19 protein-coding genes are annotated in these 21,382 nt (G+C 45.8%); 2 read left to right on the forward strand and 17 right to left on the reverse strand.

Annotation, left to right across the window (positions count from 1 at the left end; genetic code table 11):
- Positions 1-347: 347 nt before the first annotated feature.
- From AB4114_RS01045 to AB4114_RS01080, 8 genes are all read right to left on the reverse strand, one after another.
- A complete protein-coding gene (locus AB4114_RS01045; protein WP_441986734.1) occupies positions 348-1,034 on the reverse strand; it encodes a DnaD domain-containing protein in 687 nt (228 codons plus the stop codon).
- A gap of 38 nt (positions 1,035-1,072) precedes the next feature.
- Positions 1,073-2,362, reverse strand: coding sequence for an asparagine--tRNA ligase (gene asnS, locus AB4114_RS01050; RefSeq protein ID WP_441986735.1), 1,290 nt, complete (start codon positions 2,360-2,362; stop codon positions 1,073-1,075).
- Between the two features lie 71 nt (positions 2,363-2,433).
- Complete coding sequence (locus tag AB4114_RS01055) at positions 2,434-3,642, reverse strand: acetate kinase (protein ID WP_441986736.1); 1,209 nt, start codon at positions 3,640-3,642, stop codon at positions 2,434-2,436.
- Complete coding sequence (locus AB4114_RS01060; RefSeq protein WP_441986737.1) at positions 3,639-4,511, reverse strand: 3-hydroxyacyl-CoA dehydrogenase family protein; 873 nt, start codon at positions 4,509-4,511, stop codon at positions 3,639-3,641. The genes AB4114_RS01055 and AB4114_RS01060 overlap by 4 nt, the downstream gene beginning before the upstream one ends.
- 108 nt (positions 4,512-4,619) lie before the next feature.
- Positions 4,620-6,125 carry an AAA family ATPase gene (locus AB4114_RS01065; protein ID WP_441986738.1) on the reverse strand — a complete coding sequence of 502 codons (1,506 nt, stop codon included), beginning with the start codon at positions 6,123-6,125 and terminating at the stop codon, positions 4,620-4,622.
- Positions 6,118-6,654, reverse strand: coding sequence for a hypothetical protein (locus tag AB4114_RS01070; RefSeq protein ID WP_441986739.1), 537 nt, complete (start codon positions 6,652-6,654; stop codon positions 6,118-6,120). Before AB4114_RS01070 ends, AB4114_RS01065 begins: the two co-directional genes overlap by 8 nt.
- 158 nt (positions 6,655-6,812) lie before the next feature.
- Positions 6,813-7,301: a cell wall elongation regulator TseB-like domain-containing protein gene (locus AB4114_RS01075; RefSeq protein ID WP_441986740.1), complete on the reverse strand. Its 489-nt coding sequence runs from the start codon at positions 7,299-7,301 to the stop codon at positions 6,813-6,815.
- Positions 7,302-7,344: 43 nt separating this feature from the next.
- Positions 7,345-8,640 (reverse strand): amidohydrolase, encoded by a 1,296-nt coding sequence (locus AB4114_RS01080; protein WP_441986741.1) that lies wholly within the window; start codon positions 8,638-8,640, stop codon positions 7,345-7,347.
- A gap of 258 nt (positions 8,641-8,898) precedes the next feature.
- On the opposite strand from AB4114_RS01080, the gene AB4114_RS01085 reads away from it, so the two are divergent.
- Positions 8,899-9,525, forward strand: coding sequence for a DUF47 domain-containing protein (locus AB4114_RS01085; RefSeq protein WP_441986742.1), 627 nt, complete (start codon positions 8,899-8,901; stop codon positions 9,523-9,525).
- 61 nt (positions 9,526-9,586) lie between these two features.
- The gene (locus tag AB4114_RS01090; RefSeq protein ID WP_441986743.1) at positions 9,587-10,588 is read left to right on the forward strand and encodes an anion permease; all 1,002 of its coding nucleotides are present in this window, start codon (positions 9,587-9,589) and stop codon (positions 10,586-10,588) included.
- Between the two features lie 53 nt (positions 10,589-10,641).
- Here AB4114_RS01090 and AB4114_RS01095 read toward each other — a convergent pair whose 3' ends face one another.
- The 9 genes from AB4114_RS01095 to bshA all read right to left on the reverse strand — a co-directional run bounded on the left by AB4114_RS01095 (position 10,642) and on the right by bshA (position 21,377).
- Entirely contained in the window at positions 10,642-11,262 is a 621-nt protein-coding gene (locus tag AB4114_RS01095) for a redox-sensing transcriptional repressor Rex (protein WP_441986744.1), read from the reverse strand.
- A 4-nt stretch (positions 11,263-11,266) separates the two neighbouring features.
- A complete protein-coding gene (gene dinG, locus AB4114_RS01100) occupies positions 11,267-14,125 on the reverse strand; it encodes an ATP-dependent DNA helicase DinG (protein ID WP_441986745.1) in 2,859 nt (952 codons plus the stop codon).
- A 90-nt stretch (positions 14,126-14,215) separates the two neighbouring features.
- Complete coding sequence (locus tag AB4114_RS01105; protein WP_441986746.1) at positions 14,216-14,812, reverse strand: tetratricopeptide repeat protein; 597 nt, start codon at positions 14,810-14,812, stop codon at positions 14,216-14,218.
- A gap of 90 nt (positions 14,813-14,902) precedes the next feature.
- Positions 14,903-15,286, reverse strand: a complete 384-nt coding sequence (panD, locus tag AB4114_RS01110; protein WP_173110244.1) for an aspartate 1-decarboxylase — start codon at positions 15,284-15,286, stop codon at positions 14,903-14,905.
- 6 nt (positions 15,287-15,292) lie between these two features.
- Positions 15,293-16,162, reverse strand: coding sequence for a pantoate--beta-alanine ligase (gene panC, locus AB4114_RS01115; RefSeq protein ID WP_441987046.1), 870 nt, complete (start codon positions 16,160-16,162; stop codon positions 15,293-15,295).
- A 24-nt stretch (positions 16,163-16,186) separates the two neighbouring features.
- Positions 16,187-17,041 (reverse strand): 3-methyl-2-oxobutanoate hydroxymethyltransferase, encoded by an 855-nt coding sequence (gene panB, locus AB4114_RS01120; protein WP_441986747.1) that lies wholly within the window; start codon positions 17,039-17,041, stop codon positions 16,187-16,189.
- A 245-nt stretch (positions 17,042-17,286) separates the two neighbouring features.
- A complete protein-coding gene (locus AB4114_RS01125) occupies positions 17,287-18,255 on the reverse strand; it encodes a biotin--[acetyl-CoA-carboxylase] ligase (RefSeq protein ID WP_441986748.1) in 969 nt (322 codons plus the stop codon).
- Positions 18,256-18,890: 635 nt separating this feature from the next.
- Entirely contained in the window at positions 18,891-20,177 is a 1,287-nt protein-coding gene (locus tag AB4114_RS01130) for a CCA tRNA nucleotidyltransferase (protein ID WP_441986749.1), read from the reverse strand.
- 27 nt (positions 20,178-20,204) lie between these two features.
- Entirely contained in the window at positions 20,205-21,377 is a 1,173-nt protein-coding gene (gene bshA, locus AB4114_RS01135; RefSeq protein ID WP_441986750.1) for an N-acetyl-alpha-D-glucosaminyl L-malate synthase BshA, read from the reverse strand.
- Positions 21,378-21,382 lie beyond the last annotated feature (5 nt).

Raw genomic sequence — 21,382 nt, forward strand, 5'->3', positions numbered from 1 at the left:
TTTGCATCAATTTCTAATAAATGTGGGAAGAACMCATTTGTAAAATGCTCTTTTGCATTTTTGACAGGCTAGGTGACTTGCTACGTTACTCCACTTTCCCCCAATATCATCTCTTTATCGTTATACTCACCAATTACTCACATAACACTCGTAACTCCACATTACAGTCAGTCCTCATTACACAATAATCATAATGGGGGGAGAATTGCGGGGCTGGGCGCGGGGTTAGCACCATACGTCGGTGACACAACGCGCGCCCAGGATTCGCGCGCGTTGGCAAATACACAGAGAAGCAGCAAAAAAACGCCCATTTCCTCTCCCTTTCGGAGTGAAAAATGGGCGTTTCCTTATCGCGACTGTCGAAACCGCTGCGAGTATTCCTTGGCCTGATCTACTGTCGAGACGCGATTGCGACTCCAATCCAGTAAAATCCGATCAATATACCGGAAATGGACTTTCCCAGCAAACACAGCTTCCTTCAAAGCTGTCATGATCAACTCTTCTTTGTACATGTCTTTGTCCAGCCAATTGCTGATCGTTTCCAGCTCCATTGGCGTTAGCGGTCTAGCGAATTCATTTTCGATCGTTGTATAAATGTTCTTCACGCGCTCATCGCTAGGTGCATGCGTAATCGCCGCCAAATCTGCTAACTCTTGCAGTTGCTGCTCTGCCACGCGTTTTGCTAATTTCTTATAAAGCGGCGTCAGATTATACTGCTCGCTGCGAAACCCTGTTGTTTCGTGCGTTTCCTCATCGATTGTGATAAATTGCTCACGAATCAGCTTCTGCACACTAGCAATAACGACATCTGGTGACGCCGACATCCGCTCCTGGATTTCATCCAGCGTCGGGAATGTGTTCCTATCCTTTTCAACAAAAGATATGAAATGAATCAGTGTCATGACGTCAACTTCACTCAAAAGCAGTGCGCGATAATGCTTGAGCAATAAACTCGGTACCGCGACACTCCCCTCCAGGAAGCTATTCATTAGGATCGCTTCGACCTTCATCTGTGTATTAGATTGCGTACTCATACGTCTTTCCCCTTTCTCCCCATGGACAATGCCACTATTTAAGGGTATAGACGGTATAACAAACGTGGGAATGGAATGGTTTCACGCACATGATCCAAACCGCAAATCCAAGCAACCGTGCGCTCTAAGCCTAAACCGAAACCAGAATGCGGCACAGTTCCATATTTGCGAAGATCCAAATACCATTGATACGCCTCTTGAGAAAGCTCGTGCTCCTTGAAGCGCTGTTCCATCAATTCAGGGTCATCAATCCGTTGACTTCCCCCAATAATTTCGCCATAGCCCTCTGGCGCGATCATATCGGCACACAGCACGACTTCCGGACGGTTTGGATCTGGTTTCATATAGAAAGCCTTAATCTCCGTTGGCCAGTGGGTGATAAACACCGGTGTTTCGTACTGAGCTGCAATAGCTGTTTCATGCGGAGCTCCGAAATCTTCGCCCCATTCGAATTCATGCCCATTCTTTTGCAAATAGTCAACAGCCTCATCGTACGTGATACGTGGGAAGCTGCCTTTTATTTTCTCTAGCTTCGATGTATCCCGCTCCAACGTTTCAAGTTCAGCCTGGCAATTGGCCAAGACCGTCTGCACGATATGAGATACGAATTGCTCCTGCACCTCAAGGTTCTCTACGTGATCCACGAACGCCATCTCTGGCTCGATCATCCAGAACTCGATGAGATGTCTCCGTGTCTTGGATTTCTCTGCACGGAAGGTAGGACCGAAGGAATAAACGCGGCCTAGTGCCATCGCAGCTGCTTCCATGTATAACTGTCCGCTTTGCGTCAAGAAGGCATCTTCATCGAAATATTTTGTATGGAACAAGTTCGTCGTGCCTTCGCAAGAGGATGGTGTCAAAATTGGCGGATCCACCAAATGAAACCCTCTATCATTGAAGAACGCTTGTACCGCTTTGATAATTTCTGCGCGAATCACAAGAACTGCACGCTGACGCGGGCTCCGAATCCACAAGTGACGATTGTCCATTAGGAAATCAACGCCATGTTCCTTCGGTGTAATCGGATACTCTTCGGTGATTTGAATGATTTCTACGCCAGTCACGTCGAGTTCGAAACCGCCTTTGGAGCGAGTGTCTTCTTTTACATTTCCCGTTATGTATAAGGAGCTCTCTTGGGTTAGCTTAGAAGCTGCCTCCCACACCTCTTCACTCACTTCGCTTTTAACAACAACACCTTGTATATATCCCGAACCGTCACGAAGCTGCAAAAACTGAATTTTACCACTTGAGCGTTTCTTGTTAAGCCAACAGCCGATAGTAACGGACTCGCCGACATGATGTTTCACTTCACCTATTGTACTTTTCATTTACATTCCTTCCTCTCTACTTACTGAGATTCCATTCTATTGTACACTATTTCATGATTTCCACGAAACCATCAACGGGGCAACGATTGCACGAGTTCGTATGTATCTTGGGCGATGACCCATTCCTCATTGGTCGGAACCACCAGAACTTCAACCCGTGAACCAAGCTTCGTAATTCGCTTTTCTATCCCTCTACCATGCAGGTTCGCTTCTTCATCAAAATCAACCCCAAGGAAGCTCAAGCCCTCGCATACCGCTTTACGCAGCGGCGCGGAATTCTCGCCTACGCCTGCGGTAAACATGATCGCATCGACGCCATTCATCGCCGCGGCGTAAGCCCCGATATATTTGCGCAGCCGATACGCATACATTTCAAAAGCCAAGGTAGCGTTCTTATCGCCCGCTTCCACAGCTTCCATGATCTCCCGCATGTCGCTGGAGATCCCTGAGATCGCCTGCAGGCCGCTATGCTTATTCAGCATTGAGCTCACCTCGCCGATCGTCAAATCCTCCTTGCCCATCACATAGGGCACGATGGCAGGATCCAGATCGCCGCTGCGCGTGCCCATCATCAGACCTTCGAGCGKGGTCATCCCCATGCTCGTGTCAACTGACTGGCCGCCCCATACAGCAGCGCAGGAAGCACCATTACCTATGTGACAGGTAATGAGCTTCAACTGCTCCAGCGGGCGTCCTAGGAAGGCAGCGGCACGCTCGCTCACGTACTTGTGCGACGTACCGTGGAATCCGTAGCGGCGCACCTTATGCTTCCGGTAAAGCGCCATCGGCACCGGATACAGGTAGGCTTTCGCCGGCATCGTCTGATGGAAGGCAGTGTCGAAGACGACAGCCTGCGGCACGCCAGGCATGTTCACTTCCACCGCCGAGATGCCAAGCATATGCGCCKGGTTGTGCAGTGGCGCCAAATCGAAGAGACGCCGAATCTCCTTCTTCACCTCGTCCGTGACGAGGACGGAGCTCTTGAAGGATTCGCCGCCGTGGACGACACGGTGGCCAACAGCATCAATCTGTGAGATGGCGGTCAACACGCCATGCTCCGGATGGACAAGTACATCCAGCACTCTGCGGATGGCTGTTGTATGCTCTAGAATTTCATCCACCTTGTGAAATTCGGGTTTGCCCGCTGGTTCGTGCAAAAGGATAGCGGTATCCATCCCAATGCGTTCTACTCTACCCTTGGCCAGTACAGTTGCATTTTCCATATCATACAATTGATATTTCACTGATGAACTGCCAGCATTTATAACCAGAATATTCATAGTCGGTCACCATCCTTGTCGTAACGGAAGAAACCTTCTCCCGTCTTCGCGCCAAGATGCCCTGCACGTACCATTTGTTTCAGCAAATACGAAGGCCGGTATTTGATATCGCCATATTCACGGAACATGCCCTCTAGCGCAGCCAATACGGCATCCAGCCCGAACCGATCACACATCTCCAATGGACCATGCTTGAAATCATAGCCGATACGCATGGCTTGATCGATATCTTCCGCAGAGGCGACACCTTCGGATAAAGTATGCAGCGCCTCGTTAATCAATGTACAGATCAATCTCGTCGTTATGTAGCCAGGCGATTCATTGACTTTGATACTCTTTTTGGTGAGTACATCGTCAACAAACTGACGTGTAAGATTATAAGTCTCGTCCGACGTTTTCATCGCCCGTACGATTTCAACAAGATTCACTTTGGCAACCGGATGTAGAAAATGCAAACCAATAACACGCTCTGGATGCGTCGTGATGGCTGCAATCTCCGTAACACTTAATGTAGAAGTATTCGTTGCTAGTATGATTTGAGGCGAGCATATTTGATTGAGCTGGAAAAAGACATGCTTTTTCGCATTCAAATCCTCTGAAATCGTTTCAATGACAAGCTCGCAGGAAGCCATGTCCTGAATCGAGTTAGCTCTTTTAATTTTCGAAAGGATGGATTTCTTCTCCGCTTCCGTCAAAGCCCAACGCTCAATTTGCTTATCTAAACTGACCATTATAAGCTCAAACGCTCGGTCTAGCTTTTCTGTTGTTTTCTCAGCAAGAATGACATCAAGACCACGCGCGGCCAGCATTTCGGAAATACCCTGCCCCATCGTCCCTCCGCCAATGACACCTATCGTTCTAAACATCATAGCTTGTTTCTCCTTCTTCCGGACTTCTGCCTTCCTCTATAATTATATGTATCTTGCATACGTGTAGTAAAGCCAAGAACCGTTGACCTAATTGGCCAACGGTCATTATTATGCACTTTGTGACACAGAAGCGTCAAATAATGTACGAAAAGTATCACCTGAGAGTACTTCTTCCTTCATCAGAATAGCGAAAGAGTGCTCAAACACACTACGTTGCTCATCTAACATTTTCTTCGTACGCAGCATTAACGCATCCAGGATGGCAGCATTTTCTTTCATCAACTGTTCCTTCGTCACCATCTCACGATCAATAATACCTAAGCTGGTAAGTCCGGCATCCATCATGTTACGAACCATGGAAAGCGATTGTTCGAAATCGTTGCGAGACCCCGTACTGCGACCTCCGTAAATCATTTCTTCCGCAGCCGCTCCACCAAGGGCAATCATGATCTGATCTTCGATATAATTTTTCGTATATAAATAATGATCTTGCGGCGGATTATGTCGTACATACCCAAGCGCTTTACCACGCGGACTCACTGTGACCTGGGAAACAGATCCCGGACGAACAAGCTCTGCAATAATAGCATGGCCTAATTCATGATAAGCCACACGTTCTTTCTCATCATTCGCTGTTTCTTTATCTGTTCGTTCACCCATCATGACCTTATCAATCGCCGATGCCAAATGAGTCTGCTCAATCGCTGGGCTATCCTCACGCATCGCATAAATAGCAGCTTCATTCAGCACACCTTCGAGCTGCGCACCTGAGAAACCAAAGGTTTGATCAGCCGTTTGCTCCAACGTAACACCTTCAGCTAACGGTTTATTTTTTGCATGGATATGCAGAATAGCTAAGCGACCTTTTTTATCTGGCAGATCAACCTCGATATGCCGGTCAAAACGCCCAGGCCGCAGCAAAGCACTATCGAGCATTTCCTTCCGATTCGTCGCTGCAATGATAAGAATTCGTGGCGCTTCATTCGTATGAATACCATCCATTTCGGTTAACAGCTGATTCAATGTTTGGTCATACTCGCGCTGTTGTCCGCCTTCTCTTTTACCACCTATCACATCGATCTCATCAATAAAAATAATGGCATTATCCTTGCCCTCTTTAATAGCACGAGCCCTGGCATCTTTAAATAAATCACGTACTCGGCTTGCACCGACACCTACATACATCTCGACAAACTCACTACCTGAAGCAGCCATATAAACGGAGTTGGTGTAATGTGCAGATGCTTTCGCCATCAATGTTTTACCCGTCCCTGGAGGACCTGTTAGCAACAAACCTTTTAGAGGACGAATACCCAGCTTCTTAATTTCCTCATGCTTTATCAAGAAATCAAGTGCTTCCATCAATTCTTTCTTCGCCCGATCCTGTCCGCCAATTTCATCAAAGGTAAGGAAAGAAGGCGTGCGATTCTTGCTTTTCCGATCTCCTCCGCCTGCAGCAGCTCCGATACCGCCGCGGGTTTTCATCATATATAGTAACGAACCGCCAAGCACACTCACGAATAAGATGGGTAACACATTCACACCTTGAAAAGCTAAGAACACCAGAAGAACAGGAATAAATCCAATCCCAATTTCTTTATATATTTTACTCATTCGGCCACACTCCAATCTGGGAGATTCTTGGCAGCATGATAAATTTCGTCGCATCACCATCTGTTAATCGAATATAAACATTTTTCTCGTCCATTTCGCTGTCCACGTTCATTGTGGGCACACCATTTGCATACTTCTGTAAAGTTGCTGGTATATCCGCATAGTGCTTCGTTTCCATCGCTTGAGCGACCTCAAATAACGCTTTAGACCACCATTGATCCAGCTTGTCCGAGGATTGATTCTTTATTGTTATATTTACCGTACGCTTCCCGATAATCGATGAGCCTTCCTCTTTAATTAATTCAACAACTTGTCGTAAATTAGCGTCAGGCTTCAAAGTCAACTCAACATCCACTTGATTCGAGGAAAGTTTCATATTTGAATTCGTTACACCCGGTACCGTATTAATTATATGTGATAATGGATTTTCCATCGCAAAGCTTGTATAGGCGAACCAGCCTCCAAAAAGTACTCCAGCCGATATAATCACGCTCAAAATAACAGGTAAAACGCGTAGCTTCATCTTCATAGGTAGGCATCCACCTTTCTGTTAATGATAGTTTTGTATGCCTCGAAAGCAATACGTTAAGTATATCACTACATATACACGATATGCCTTATGTAAACAGTGGAAACACAAGAAAGTCATCATCATCGTCTAAAATACAATAAAAAAACTCAACCTTCTTATTGAAGGCTGAGCCGATACGTATCCAGATAAGTACCATCTTTGAAAGTGTAGTAATCATAGAAATACCGCGTACCTCTATCTTCCTTCGTCTTATAAAATACTTCCCACACATAGTCATTTCCTAATTTGCCTGGTATGGCTCGCTCAATTTCACTGCTCGGCGCCTTTTTCAATACAGCAGCGCGGGCTTGCTCTTCAGTGAAGGCTTCCTCCGCCATTTCCGTATGAACATCTTCCGCTGATACCCAAGCAATTAAACGCTGTCCTAGCTTGTTCTCCCCATAAACAATCTGAAACGGCTCATCACCGTAGAAAAAATCCACTTTTGATGCCTTTGTCATCATACTTCCGACATAGGCTTTTTCAACAGCTACACGTTTCTCATCCCAGTGTTCGTTCTGCACATTCAGGTAGAATCGGCTAAACACGACACCCAGCGTTGCTACAATAAAAACGCCAAGTGTGATCGTTCGCTTCGCATTCATAACTGCCGCGCACCTCCTCAAAACCACTTACTTTGCCGAAGCATTAACCTTTTAGTCGATCAAAACAACTTTCAAATTCACGCTTAATTTTCTCTTCATCTAAAGTAAGACACTCACCTTTACGGACGATCCACTTCCCATCCACGCACACATCAACGACATCTTTCGCACACGCGGAGTACACAATGTGGGAAACGAAGTCTGTCTTCGGAAGAAAATGAGGCTGATCAATATCCAGTCCGATGAAGTCTGCTTTCATGCCAGGCTCAAGTAAACCGACATCCTCCAGCCAAATGGATTCTGCTCCCATCCGAGTTCCAAGCAACAAGGCTTCTTTCGCAGGAATCGCTAATGGATCACCAGTTACTCCTTTATGTATAAGAGCTGCCAATCGCATTTCCTCGAACATGTCCAAATTGTTATTGGATGCCGCTCCGTCTGTACCTAAAGAAACTTTAACGCCAGCACGTAATAATTCTGGAAGACGGGCTACACCGCTCGCAAGCTTGAGATTGCTGCCTGGATTGTGAGACACACGTACATCATATTGTTTGAGAATAGCTATTTCTTCATCGTTCAAATGAACACCATGCGCAACAAGCGTTGGGCGAGTGAACACGCCTAGCTTTTCCAAATGCGCCACAGGTCTAGCGCCATACTGTTCAACATTGGCTTCAACTTCACGGCGTGTTTCCGACATGTGCGTATGTATTGGAAGATTTAGATCATGTGCAGCTTGTACAATACGCTCGATATAATCTGGCGGACATGTGTAAGGGGCATGAGGAGACATCATCGTAGTAATTCTACCATCCGCCTTACCATGCCAGTTCTTTGCAAATTCAGTAGCTTCAATCAGCTTAGCTGTTTGCACATTTGGCGGACACAAACCGATCACACCGCGGGTCAAGACGCCGCGCATCCCCGATTCCTCAACCGCTAAGGCAACTTCATTCATATGGTCATACATATCGACAAATGTCGTTGTGCCGCCTTTGATCATTTCAAGGATCGACAACCGCGTTCCCCATTTGACATCCTGCGAAGTAAATTTCCCTTCCATTGGCCACATTTTTTCCTCTAACCATACTTGCAGTGCTAAGTCGTCACCATAACCGCGGAGCAATGACATCGCAGCATGTCCATGTGTATTCACAAGTCCAGGCATGTACAGCTTATTCGTTCCGTCAATCACTTCATCGTAATTGTCTAACGGTTCAGGTACTTCAGTCCCAATGTATGTAATCTGACTGCCTTCAATAACCATGCAGCCCTTGATCGATGTTTTGTCTTCCTTATTAGAAATAAAAATACCATTTGAAATTAATGTTTTTTTCATAGTAAAAAACCCTCTCTATGCTCATTCTATAAACAACTACTGCTCCATAAACTTTACATCTTCATGCCTCTAAAATCAAGGTAAGCAAAAGCTATTCACTTCATGTTAAGAAATTGTAAATATTCACGGAATTTTCGTTGCGTTTGACCTTATGAGTATGATACTTTATTCATTGTGAGTTTTTTCTACAATTTGGTCAAACTCGATCCACAAATTCGTTCAAAAACTTGTACATATAGTAAAAATTAGGAGGATTCTATGACAACGTTATTCACCAGAAAGAACGAAGTCGATTTCTTGCAACTTCTTATCCGTGCTGCAGAGAACGCCTTGCAAACTGCTCAACTGTTTCGCACTGCCATGATGGGTGATAAGCCACCAATTGAGTATGTAACAGCGATTCATGATCTTGAGCATGCAGGAGACTCGATCACACATGACATTTTCAGAGGTTTGAACAAAGTCTTTATCACTCCTATTGATCGAGAAGATATCATGGTTCTTGCATCCAAGGTTGATGATGTTACCGATGGTATTGAGGCTACGATTGCTCGTTTCGACTATTTAAATGTTTCTCATACGGATACCTACATGAAAGATTTTTCTGGTGTAATCGTAGACTCCTGTCAACATATGCTAGATGCTTTCAAGCTTTTAGCCAAGAAAAAATATATGCAAATTCCAGAACACACTGTGGCTATAAATAAGTTAGAGAATGATGGAGATCGTTTGATGCGCGAAGGAATTCGTCAAATTTTTATCACGCGCAAAGATCCGTACGAAGATTTTAAACTCAAAGAAATTTACGAGCGTCTTGAAGAAACAACCGATGCTTGTGAAGATGTTGCCAACATTCTTGACAGTGTAGTACTTCGCTACTCCTAAGACACAACATGTCTCTGTGTACGAAGAAAGTTTTCCACTTGGAAAACGCTAGGAGGAACTCATGCTAACTTATTTGATCATTATCGTTGCTCTAGCCCTGCTATTCGACTTCATCAATGGATTCCACGATACAGCTAATGCGATTGCTACTTCCATTTCTACGCGAGCATTGAGCCCGCGAGTCGCCATTTTCATGGCTGCTTCACTCAACTTTGTTGGTGCCATGGTTTCATCGGAAGTAGCCAAAACAGTAGGCGGAAGTATTGCCAATCCTGCGAAGATTGAAAATGGGGTTGAAGTCGTGATTGCAGCCTTGCTTGCAGCAATCATCTGGAACTTACTTACATGGTATTTGTCCATCCCATCTTCGTCCTCCCACACATTGCTTGGTGCCTTAGCCGGTGCTGTAATTGCAGGTGCTGGTTTCAATGGCGTTAACTGGAGTGGTTTCACGCAAATTATTATCATTCTCATTTTATCGCCGATTATAGCATTCGTTCTAGGGTATCTCATTATGGTATTGATCAAAAATATCGTGCTGTGGTCAGGGAATACCTCCAGATCTAAGCTAAATCGTGGTTTTCGTACGTTACAAATCCTATCCGCCGGATTACTTTCCTATTCACATGGTGGTAACGATGCTCAGAAAGCGATGGGCATTATCGTATTTGGTCTCGTTGCGGCTGGTGTGCAAGATGATTTGAATGTACCCATCTGGGTTAAAATTGCTGCCGCACTTGCTATGGGACTTGGAACATCGATTGGTGGATGGCGTATTATTAAAACCGTTTCAGGTAAAATTGTTAAAATTGAACCGATTAACGGTTTCGCTGCCGACTTGACGTCTTCAATTGTCATTCAAATCTCAACCTTCATTGGTAAACCATTATCAACGACACATGTTATTTCCTCAGCGATCATCGGGACAGGCAGTGTCTTGCGTTTCCATGAAGTACAATGGGGCACGGTAGGACGAATGTTAATCACTTGGGTTATTACCATTCCAATCTCGATGGTCCTTGCTTACACGCTGTACTTTGCGATATTCCGTTTAATCATGTAATGAGAAACAAAGGCACGACCCGCTGAAACTGCGCGGGTCGTGCCTTTTTCGTTCTAATCGAGATAATAGGCTAAACTTTGAAGCTCGGTCGTAAAATCCGCATAGTGAACGCGCACATCCGGCGGCACCTTGATGATGACTGGAGCAAAGTTCAAGATCGCTTCAATCCCACAAGCAACGAATTCATTCGCTACATTTTGTGCTTCAGCCGCGGGAACGGTAATAATACCGATTCGCACACCAAGCTCAGACATAACCGACTTCATTTTATCCATGGGGAGCACAACCAAGTTATTAATCACTTCGCCTATCTTAGAAGGCATGGCATCGAATAAAGCTACAATTTTCATATCATTACGTAAGTACGTATTATAATTGCAAAGTGCTCTGCCTAAATTTCCTGCGCCAACGAGTGCAACTTGAATATGTCGATCTAATTTAAGAATCTGCCGAATTTTCTCTATCAAATAATTGATATCATAGCCTATTCCTTTTTTGCCAAACTCGCCAAAATAAGCTAAGTCCTTCCGAATTTGAGCAGGATTCAGATCTAACTTCTGACCTAAATCCTGAGAAGACACCGTGGAAACATTGTTCATTTGCAACTCGTTTAGATAGCGTAAATAGATAGGTAATCTGCGGACAACAGCTTCTGAAATTTTTTGTGTTTTCACGTTCTTAAGCTCCTCCCATCCATTGCTCAATCCTCGGCAGCATTTGTTCGCAGGTCATGTGCTCGATCTTCGGACCAGGCAACGAATAGAGGAAGTGCTTGCCATAATACGTTTCAATAACACGTGTATCATAGATAATGACGATCCCTTTGTCTGATGCCCTCCGAACTAATCGACCGAAGCCTTGTTTAAATCGAATAACAGCTTGAGGTACAGAAAATTTCATAAATGGATTCTCATTGCGCTTCTTGATATTCTCACATTTGGCTTCTACAAGCGGGTGATTCGGTGGTTGGAACGGGAGACGAATGATCGCCAGACAACTTAGCGCATCTCCTGGAATATCTACACCTTCCCAGAATGAGCTAGTGCCCAGTAACACGCACATTTTGTTATCTTGGAACATTCGGGTCAACTTACTGCGATTGCCGCTGTCAACACCCTGGCCAAGCACAGTGATGCCATGTGGGCTCAGCTTTTCTTTCATCCCTGCATGTACTAGCTTCAACATCCGATTCGAGGTACATAGAACCAGCATTCGCCCCTTCGTTACCTGAGCCACATCACTCAAAGAGTTGATCAGTGCTTCGATGAACACGGGATCCCCCGCTCCCTTAATCGTTGGGAAATTACGTGGAATGACGACTAATGCTTGCTCACGATAGTTAAATGGAGATGGCAACTGTACTGTTTTCAGCTTACCTGACTCTTCGTCCTCCGGAATGGCTAAACCAAGTTGCTCCGCTGAGTATTGGAACGATTTATTCACTGAAAGCGTTGCAGACGTTAGAATAATGCTGTCTTTCGTTTCAAAGAAATGCTGCTGCAGCAACCCGCTTACATCCGTTGGTACAGAATTCAGCTGTACCGATTTGGCTTTCGCATACGTGCCGGCTTCAATCCAATACACGTACCCTTCGTCTGCCATTTTCATAAAGAAATGCAGCGCATCACGATGGGCATACAACTCTTTCACGGTTCCATTTAGATCGGTGACTAATCCTTGAACACCAAGTCCATCCTGCTGTTCCTTTAGCTCACTCAACAATTTATCCAAAGTTCGCAAAAGCTCATTCGCATTCAGATAAATGTTATCCTCCATAATCAACAGCTCGCGCCAATTTGCAGGCAGTGTCTCCGGTTTCAAACGCAATACATATTGCGAAGTTTCCGATTGCGAAGGATCACTTTTGGAGGAAACCAATTCGTACAGGGCTTCACTTAAACGTTCCCAGTCCTCTTTGATCGAAATAATTTTCGGGAATAGACCATCAATCGTTTGGCTCCATGCCGCTGCTCGCTCTCCCGCCTCATCCGATTTCTGTAATCGGAACCGAAGCATCGGAAGTTGACCGCTGCGATTATCCTTATACAGCCACAATAAGGAATGGTAGAACGCTGATGCATGCAGCTCGATTCCGAGGTGCTTGCTTGCCACTTCTTCAAAGTGATGCGCCTCATCAATTACAAGGTGCTTGTAGGACGGTAGAAGCCGGTTCTCAGCCTTCATATCCGTAAAGAGGAGGGAATGGTTCGTGATGATCACATCTGACGTGTTGGCATCATTACGAGCTCTGTGGTAGAAGCACTTCTTATACCAAGGGCACATGCGGTTTAAACAAGAATCGGTATCACTCGCAACCGAGTACCAGAATTGGGCACCTTTGTTGCCAAAGTGCAGTTCTTCCTCATCCCCATGTTCAGTTTCACTTAGCCAAACGACCATTTGCGCGGCTGTTATTGGGTCTTCTCTGCCATTTTCGTAGTCCCGAGTTGTGAGCTTCGTTTCGAACTTACGAAGGCACAGATAGTGACTTCTTCCTTTGAGGACAGCTGCTTTGAACGGAACAGGAAAAATTTCTTTTAACAAAGGAATATCCCGCTCACGCAGCTGCTCCTGCAAATTTATCGTATGTGTCGAGACGACCACTTTCTTCTCATATTTCAAACCGTAATAGATCGAGGGAATCAAGTACCCCAGTGATTTGCCCGTCCCTGTTCCAGCTTCAATCATCAAATGCTGATCGGCCTCGAGAGACTTCTCCACTTCCAGAATCATTTGATCCTGGGATTCACGATCCTCATACACCTCGAATCGTTGCTGGAGCGCAGATTTCAATCCTTGCTGAAACGCTTGAAAAGAAGCACCTAGCGCTTCAGTGACCTCGAACTCCGTTCGAAGCTCATCTTCATCGCCCCAATCCGTCACATTCAATGTAAATTGACGGAAGTAACGATTCGTATCCATATCCACACTAGTTACTGATTCTTTATATAAACAAATTTCATCTAGAAACCAGCCCAAATCCGTGTTACCGTTTTCGAAAATTTGGTTCAACCGCTGTACCGTTAAGAGAGGCAATCCCAGTAAACGATCCAAGCAATGGATCCAAATCAATGCCGTAACTTCCGCATCACTATCAGCTTGATGTGGCCTTTCATGATCAATACCAAACAACGCCGCCACCATACTAAGCTGTAGACTAGAAATGGACGGAAATAAAATACGCAGCATATCCATGGTGTCCAGGACACGACCCGAGAAAGGAGGATAGCCCGTTCTTGTTAGTCCTCGCTGCAGAAATGATAAGTCAAACGCTGCTTGATGCGCGACAAGCACACAATCAAACAAGAGTGGAAACATGTCTGACATCACCTGATCGAGTGATGGTGCATCCTCAACCATCTCATTGGTAATCCCTGTTAAAGTTGTAATCGAAGAAGGTATACTAATCCCTGGGTTCACCAGAGAAGTATACCTGTCTGTAATTTCAAATTGATCTATGATGACGAGTCCAACCTGTATAATTTCGTCCCCAGGCTGACTTCCTGTCGTTTCAAAATCCAAAACTGCAAATTTCATAACGTCTATCTTCAATCCCTTCGTCCTACACTTCTCCTAGCATACCAAATCTGATTAGGAAAAGGGAATACCTTGTTTTACCGTTTCGGTTTAGGACTCATCGAGATTGATTAGCGGCTCCATACAAGAGGGGTCGGTATGATAGGCTTTTTGAAAATATTCGAAAGCTTTCTCTAGGTTCTGATTTTGCACTTGAATACAACCCATCGCGTTATAAGAAATAGCTTTCATCTTTGAATTTTTCGTCAATGGCAAGAGGAATTTGAAGTGCTGATACGCATCGCCAAACTCCCCTTTACGCAAATGACCCATCGCTAAATACACTCGCGCTAATAAGAAATCTGGCTGCCGCTGAATCAGCACCTCGAATTCTTTAATCGCTTGATCATACATGTACAACTTATAATACCCTTGCCCGCGCATGAATTCTTCAGTTTGCTTGCCGGACATGTCGAGCTCCATCAGTTCATCATGTAAGGTTTGTGTATGGCTGATCGGCACCGCCCCATAAAACTTTCCCAGCTTCTCCTCAAAAAGCAGCCACGCCTCGATGAATTCATCACTCATCGTTTTTAACACTTGCAATTGTTCGTCTAGTTCGGCCTTTTTCTCCACATCGCTGTTCGGATATTCCTTCTGAATTTCTTCCAAAACCTCATTCATTGTGGAAAATAAATGCTTAAACATTTGGCATCCCCACCTTTGCTTCGAAAGCTTACCCTCATTCTTTGTAAACAAAGACGTTTTCATGCATGCTAGTGGTTCCGCCGTAAATCTTTAGAGAACGGTTGAATGTTCTTCTTCCTTCAGCAATTGGGCAACGGTGTTGTTTGCTCCCATAATGGCAATCGTTGGGTGATGCTTTTTCGCTTCTTCGTCGCTCATCATAGCATAAGAAACAATAATAATGGTATCACCTGTTTGAACGAGTCTGGCTGCCGCACCATTCAGGCATATCACACCTGTGCCGCGTGGCCCAGGAATAATATACGTCTCCAGACGTGCACCGTTGTTGTTATTCACGATTTGCACTTTCTCATTTGGTAGCATATCTACAAGATCGATTAAATCCTCATCGATCGTGATACTGCCAATATAGTTTAAATTCGCCTCTGTAACCGTGGCGCGGTGAATCTTCGCTTTCATCATTGTGCGAAACATAAGACGTCACTTCCTGACTTGTAGAATAAGATTATCAATTAAACGTGTTTTCCCAAACTTCACAGCCAGCGCAATAATAAGAGTAGTAATAGAATGGCTATGTTCAAAAGGCTCTAAAGTTGGGTAGGACAATACTTCAGCGTAATCGATAACGGCGAGTGGCGCCGTTTGAATATGATCTCGGACTAAGATTTCTAGCTCTTGGGATGTAAAAGAGGATGCTGACTTGCTTTCGATAAATGTCTTCGCTTTCTGTAAGGACTGAGACAATACCAACGCTTGCTGGCGTTCTTCTGGAGATAGATACACATTACGCGAGCTCATCGCCAAGCCATCGTTCTCACGTAAGGTCGGGCAAGGCACGATTTCTACGGGTAAATTTAAATCAAGAACCATCTGCTCGATAACTGCGACTTGTTGTGCATCCTTCAAACCGAAGAAAGCTTGATCAGGCTGCACAATATGAAACAGCTTGCTAACTACTGTTGCTACGCCATCAAAATGACCAGGTCTTGAAGCGCCGCAGAGTCTCGTTGTGACCTCTGACACACTCACCGTGGTGCGTGTTGGTGTTGGGTACATCTCATCTACGGAAGGCATAAATACGATATCCACACCTGCCGCCTCAGCTACTGCCAAATCATTCTCCGCATTGCGGGGATAACGTTCAAAATCTTCACCAGGACCGAACTGCAACGGATTCACAAAAATACTCAATACAACTAATCCACTTTGTGAACGAGCTTTTTGGAGAAGACTCGCATGTCCATCATGTAAAAATCCCATTGTCGGCACGAAGCCAACCGACTGATCGTTCTTGCGACGATACGCCTTAATTCGAGCTCTTAAATCGGCAATTGTCTGAACCACTTCCATGGTGTGGATTGCTTCCATGACCAATCACTCCTTATCGCCGTATAGATATTGAACAACATCATTGTCCATATGAAATGTATTTTCTTGCGCTGGGAACGTCCGCGCTTTCACTTCTTTCACATATTCGCCAATCCCTGCACGGATAGTTTCCCCGATATTTGCATAGGCTTTAACAAACTTTCTGGGAGCACTGTCAGAACCATACTGCAGCAAATCATGATACACAAGCACTTGCCCATCACAATGCACACCAGAGCCTATGCCAATTGTGGGAATGGACAGCTGCTTCGTGATCCATGCCGCTAATTCATCCGTCACCAGTTCCAGAACAACCGCGAACGCACCTGCTTCTTCAATCGCCTTGGCATCACTCAACAGCTTCTCCGCTTGCTCCGAGCTGCGCCCTTGCACACGAAAGCCTCCAAGTTGGTGAACCGATTGCGGTGTTAGCCCCAAATGGCCAACGACTGGAACGCCTGCTTCCGTAATCGCTTTGACCGTAGCCGCGATCTCTGCGCCACCTTCCAATTTAACCGCCTTAGCGCCGCCTTCACGCATCAAACGTCCAACACCTTGTAAAGTAGCGTCCAAGCTGCCGTGGTACGTTAAGAATGGCATATCAGCGACGACAAACGTATTCGCGGCTCCACGTACAGCAGCACGTGTATGATAAACCATATCATCCAGAGTAACAGGCAGTGTAGAATCATACCCTAACACTACATTCCCTAGTGAATCTCCAACTAGAATGACATCAATACCTGCTTCTTCCGACAACCGTGCTGAAGGATAATCGTAGGCCGTTACCATCGTAATCGGTACGCCGTCTTGCTTCATTTTTCTCATCTTTGCAGTCGTTAGCGCTTTACGTTGTTCCACAGTAATCCCAGCTTCCTCATATAAAATAAAAAACCTTTTAGCTAAGAGCTAAAAGGAACGCATGCAGAAAGAATCAATGATCCCTCTGTCTCGGTCCTATAAGGCTCAGAGCAGAATCCAACATCTTGTTTCAGTTATTTCGGTTCAATTGCCAGATCAACTTCCAAGTGCAGTTCCTATAAGGATACCGCCTTATGCTTCTATTATACCAAAGCTTGCTTCTGGAGGATACCCTTTATCTCCCACTACTTCAGTTCAATGTCTCCGGAATAAATTTTAACCCGTTCACCATTCGGGGTTATCACCGTCAAAGCACCTGTATCATCCAACGAATCTGCGATACCTTCAATAAAGCCTGATGGTGTTGATGTCCGAATCGGTCTCTTCAGCGTGACACTTAAGGCTTCCCATAATAAACGAATTGGGGCAAATCCCTTTTCCATATAAAGGGCATACATATCCTCGAATTCCAAAAGAAAAGCTTGTACTAATCCCTCGCGTGAAACTTTTCCGCCGGACTCAATCGCTAAAGAAGTTGCAATCGAGCGCAGTTCTTCCGGATAATCCTCTTCTAACAAATTGACGCTGATGCCAATCCCCGCAATCACATACTTTAAGCGCTCGTCCTCGCCACTGCTTTCCAGCAAAATACCACTAACTTTCTTCCCATGTATAAGAAGATCATTAGGCCATTTGATGCCAATTTCAACTTGGCATACTTTCTGAATGGCACGACATAGAGCAACTGCACTAAGCAGAGTTAGCTGCGGCATGAAGTATACAGGAATACGCGGTGTAAGAATAAGACTCAGCCAGATCCCCTTACCCGATGGAGAATGCCAGCTGCGCCCCATTCGGCCTCTACCTGCTGTCTGCCTCTCTGCGAGCACAATCGTGCCCTCAGGTGCTCCAGACGCGACCAGCTTATGTGCAATCGTTTGAGTAGAATCTACTTCATCATAAATGTGTACTTTTTGACCAAGCACTTTCGTTTTCATGCCATTCAATAACTCACTGACCTGCCACTTCGCTGGCTTACTTATTAAACGATACCCTTTGCGTGAAGCCGCTTCAAAAGCGTAGCCCTCTGCACGAAGTTCCTCGATGTGCTTCCAGATCGCAGTACGGCTCACACCTAAACGCCGACTGATTTCTGCTCCGGATACATAAGTTTCAGGAGTTTCCTCAAAAAGCTCTAAAATTCGTTCATTCATACGATTTCACTCGCAATCTTATAGTTTGATCTATAGCAGCGCAGGTGTGCGCTTGATTTCTAATATTAATTTAATAGTTCTAACTCGATAAACTAGCTAGTTCATGTGTACAAGGTACATCTAATTCGACTAACTAGCTAATTCATGCGTACAAGGTACATCTAATTCGACTAACTAGCTAATTCATGTGTACAAGGTACATCTAATTCGACTAACTAGCTACTTTATCCTTGCAAGATACCTATAACGCGACTTACTAGCTACTTCATGAACTACAAGATACCTCCAACTCGACTTACTAGCTACCTTATGCTTATAAGATACTTTTACCCAAACTAGCTACCACACAACCACCAACTTTTTCAAATAACTGGATTTCATGTAGGTATTTTGAGTAAAAAAGCGCCCAAATCAGGATTAGCTGGATTTAATGTAGTTAATTCCGAGGAATTCTTGCTTTTTCACTTGGAAGGCACTATTTAACTGGAGGTTCTCCAGTTAAATACAATTCTAAGCAACAATCACGAAAATTAAATGTAGTTTTTACAGTTATTCAACTTCGTGAGTACAAGTGATCGAAAGTAAAAGCAATGGCTTCCCTATCCGCCACTCAAAAGAAAAACCGCACAGCGCTGCTACTTCGCAGCCTGCGCGGCGTAAATCAGAGCCTCGCGCTCATTCGGGATTTCCCCGAGAGCCGCTCGCTCGAGCAGATCCAGCAGCAGCCTGCCCATCCATGGGCCGGGCTGCCGATCAAGGGCCGCCGCCACATCCTGGCCGGATATGGCGAGTTCCTTCAGGCTGAAGCAAGGGACCTCCTTCAGCCAATCCTCCCCGCGCCTCAATAACTCCGGCGCCGTCTCAACCAAGAAGCGCGCCAAACCACCGCGCTTCCCCTCCACCGGCGGCAGCTCGCGCAGCAGCCGCAATAACGCGCGGGCTGCGGCTTCGCCGCGGCGCACCGCGCCAAGCTTCCAGACCCGCTCCAGCGGAGCCAGGTCATCCGCCTGGGCCTGCGCGGCAACAGCCTCGCGCAGGGCAAGAACTTCCGCGACCGCTGCGCCATCGGCGCGGGAGAACGTCAGCTCCTGGAGCGCCGCGCGGACGATGTCCGCTGGCACCTCCAGAAGCATCAGCAGCATTGCCCAGCGGTCATGCTGCCCCTCCAGCGCGCTGACAGCGTCCAGCGCGTCGTCCCAGGCGAGCCAGGCTTCAAAAGGCAGCGGAAGCTGCTTTTTGAGGTACGCCAGCAGGCCGCTCGCCAGCAGTAGCCGGACAGCCCGCGCAGGGGCTGGGCCTTCAACCATGCGCTGCAGCTCGCTGCGCACGCGCTCCATCGCGATATGGCGCAGCAATGGGGCATTCGCCAGCAGCGCTTGCCAAGTGCTAGCCTCGATCTCTAGACCGTAGGTCGAGGCGAAACGAATACAGCGAAGCATGCGCAGCGCATCTTCGCCAAAGCGCTCTTCCGCAATACCTACGCAGCGGAGCACGCCAGCGGCCAAATCCGCTTGCCCATCATAAGGATCCTGCAGAACACCAGCTACATCCATAGCCATCGCGTTCATCGTGAAATCCCTCCGCCTTAAATCCTCGGTTAAATCCGAAATATAGGCAACAGAGGCAGGACGACGAAAACCTTCGTACGCTGCCTCCTTACGGAAGGTCGTTACCTCATAGGCTCCTTGAGCTATCAGAACGGTTACAGTGCCGTGTTGGAGTCCTGTTGGCACCGTCCTCTGAAAAATTTCAATAACCTGCTCTGGCAGCGCAGAGGTGGCGATATCAATGTCTTTGATTGGTCGTTCCAGTACAGCATCACGTACACAGCCACCGACATAATAGGCCTCATAACCAGCTTCCATGAGCGTCGTTAATACCTCCGAAGCACCTGGATCATTCATTCCCTTACCTGCATCCAACTTAATTCTCCTATCCAGTTAGCATCCTTATTGACACGAAGATGCTGAAATGCGATGTGATTCAGGGAGTTCCCGTCCTAAAACGCGATAGTAAATCTCCTCGTATTGAACAGTTGTAATATCGTTACAGAACGTATACCGCGCACGGTTCAAACAATTCTGTGCCATTTGTTCATACATCACTTGATTTTTCAACAGATTAATCGCATAGTCGGCCATTTGCTCCGTATCACCGACTTCGGCTAGAAACCCAGTTTCACCATGAGTAATCAACTCAGGAATTCCACCTGCATTGGATCCAATTGTTGGCACACCGCAAGCCATAGCTTCAAGTGCTACAAGTCCGAAGCTTTCTTTCTCAGAAGGAAGCAGCATGAGGTCTGCGAGTGAAATGACTTGAGCCACATCATCCTGCTTACCGCAGAACGTAACTTTATCCGTGAGACCCAATTCCTTCACCTTCGAAATCATTTTCGAAAGATCTGGACCTTCCCCAACAAACAATAGGCGAGATGGCACTTCCTTGCTAACCTTTGCGAAAATATCCACAACATCCTGTACGCGTTTCACTGGTCGGAAATTGGAAATATGAATTAGGATTTTCTCATCTGGCCGCGCGAATTCGCCTCTTAGCTTCGATATATCTCGCGGGTAATACACCCGTTTATCTACAAAGTTATAAGTCAAATCAATATCACGATCAATGGCTAGCAATTCCCGTGTTTCTTTGATGAGATCCTTGGAAACTGCCGTTACAGCATCACTTTCATTGATGGCATAACGGATAAGATCCGAAATCGATTGATCTTGCCCTAATACAGTAATATCTGTTCCGTGAAGCGTAGTCACAACCTTGAGATTCGAACCTACCATTTGCTTTGCAAGCAATGCACAAACGGCATGCGGAATCGCATAATGCACGTGGAGCAAATCAAGCTCTTCCATTTTGGCAACCTGAGCTAACTTACTAGCGAGCGATAAATCATATGGCGGATAGCGGAAGACATAATATTGGCTGACTTCCACTTCATGATAATAAATATTTTTATGAAATTTGCCTAATCGAAACGGCATGCTATGTGTAATAAAGTGAACCTCGTGCCCTTTTTCAGCTAGCAGCTTTCCAAGCTCAGTCGCTACTACACCTGATCCGCCAAGTGTTGGGTAACACGTAATACCAATTTTTAATTTGTCTTTCATTTCTC

It is taken from the genome of Paenibacillus sp. 2RAB27, assembly GCF_052115445.1.
Taxonomy (GTDB): domain Bacteria; phylum Bacillota; class Bacilli; order Paenibacillales; family NBRC-103111; genus Paenibacillus_E.

Coding starts and splice junctions, on each gene's coding strand:
- AB4114_RS01045 (WP_441986734.1), bottom strand. CDS start 1,034: ATGAGTACGCAATCTAATACACAGATGAAGGTCGAAGCGATCCTAATG.
- asnS (WP_441986735.1), bottom strand. CDS start 2,362: ATGAAAAGTACAATAGGTGAAGTGAAACATCATGTCGGCGAGTCCGTT.
- AB4114_RS01060 (WP_441986737.1), bottom strand. CDS start 4,511: ATGATGTTTAGAACGATAGGTGTCATTGGCGGAGGGACGATGGGGCAG.
- AB4114_RS01065 (WP_441986738.1), bottom strand. CDS start 6,125: ATGAGTAAAATATATAAAGAAATTGGGATTGGATTTATTCCTGTTCTT.
- AB4114_RS01070 (WP_441986739.1), bottom strand. CDS start 6,654: ATGAAGATGAAGCTACGCGTTTTACCTGTTATTTTGAGCGTGATTATA.
- AB4114_RS01075 (WP_441986740.1), bottom strand. CDS start 7,301: ATGAATGCGAAGCGAACGATCACACTTGGCGTTTTTATTGTAGCAACG.
- AB4114_RS01080 (WP_441986741.1), bottom strand. CDS start 8,640: ATGAAAAAAACATTAATTTCAAATGGTATTTTTATTTCTAATAAGGAA.
- AB4114_RS01085 (WP_441986742.1), top strand. CDS start 8,899: ATGACAACGTTATTCACCAGAAAGAACGAAGTCGATTTCTTGCAACTT.
- AB4114_RS01090 (WP_441986743.1), top strand. CDS start 9,587: ATGCTAACTTATTTGATCATTATCGTTGCTCTAGCCCTGCTATTCGAC.
- dinG (WP_441986745.1), bottom strand. CDS start 14,125: ATGAAATTTGCAGTTTTGGATTTTGAAACGACAGGAAGTCAGCCTGGG.
- AB4114_RS01105 (WP_441986746.1), bottom strand. CDS start 14,812: ATGTTTAAGCATTTATTTTCCACAATGAATGAGGTTTTGGAAGAAATT.
- panD (WP_173110244.1), bottom strand. CDS start 15,286: ATGTTTCGCACAATGATGAAAGCGAAGATTCACCGCGCCACGGTTACA.
- panC (WP_441987046.1), bottom strand. CDS start 16,162: ATGGAAGTGGTTCAGACAATTGCCGATTTAAGAGCTCGAATTAAGGCG.
- AB4114_RS01125 (WP_441986748.1), bottom strand. CDS start 18,255: ATGAATGAACGAATTTTAGAGCTTTTTGAGGAAACTCCTGAAACTTAT.
- bshA (WP_441986750.1), bottom strand. CDS start 21,377: ATGAAAGACAAATTAAAAATTGGTATTACGTGTTACCCAACACTTGGC.